Annotated in this window: 2 tRNA genes and 2 rRNA genes; all 4 read right to left on the bottom strand. The window is 51.1% G+C overall.

Annotated features, from left to right (window positions below):
- Nucleotides 1–103: 103 nt before the first annotated feature.
- Nucleotides 104–179 (bottom strand) — tRNA-Ala (locus ACE5LO_RS27745).
- A gap of 24 nt (nt 180–203) precedes the next feature.
- Nucleotides 204–280: transfer RNA gene (locus ACE5LO_RS27740), tRNA-Ile, on the bottom strand.
- A 39-nt stretch (nt 281–319) separates the two neighbouring features.
- Nucleotides 320–436 (bottom strand): 5S ribosomal RNA (gene rrf / locus ACE5LO_RS27735).
- A 155-nt stretch (nt 437–591) separates the two neighbouring features.
- Nucleotides 592–655: ribosomal RNA gene (locus ACE5LO_RS27730) — 16S ribosomal RNA — on the bottom strand; the annotation flags it as partial.

The following is a 655-nucleotide window of genomic DNA, read 5'->3' as shown; positions in this document are numbered from 1 at the left end:
TGGTCTTGCGACACAAGCTCAGCTAAAAGGATTATTCTAAAACGCAATGTTTCGTTTCGGTATCCAGTTTTCAAGGTGCAAAGCTGTTCGTAAGAACAGTGTATGGTGGAGCCAAGGGGGATCGAACCCCTGACCTCCTGCGTGCAAGGCAGGCGCTCTCCCAGCTGAGCTATAGCCCCATACAGAGAATTTATCAAGTTAAATGGTGGGCCCTAGTGGACTCGAACCACCGACCTCACCCTTATCAGGGGTGCGCTCTAACCAGCTGAGCTAAGGGCCCGCAACAATACCCGAAAGGTTGAACCCTTTCGGGCTGTGCGCTTGGCGACGTCCTACTCTCCCAGGACCCTTCGGTCCAAGTACCATCGGCGCTGGAGGGCTTAACGGTCGTGTTCGAGATGGGTACGTGTGGAACCCCTCCGCTATCGCCACCAAACGGATAAGAGCGTTTGAGCTCTCAAAACCGAACAACGAGTGAGTTTTGAAGATGTTTTCATACACACGGCTGTATAGTATCAAAATCATCTTCGATGGCAGATATTCCATCTGCCGTATTTGAATGTCTTCGTTGCAGAAGACGATTCTCCATAGAAAGGAGGTGATCCAGCCGCACCTTCCGATACGGCTACCTTGTTACGACTTCACCCCAATCATC

Origin of the sequence: Paenibacillus medicaginis (assembly GCF_042138635.1) — a bacterium.
In the GTDB taxonomy this organism is placed as follows: Bacteria; Bacillota; Bacilli; order Paenibacillales; family Paenibacillaceae; genus Paenibacillus; species Paenibacillus medicaginis.
The sequence above is the reverse complement of the archived record's forward strand: the minus strand, read 5'-3'. Positions and strand labels throughout refer to the sequence as shown.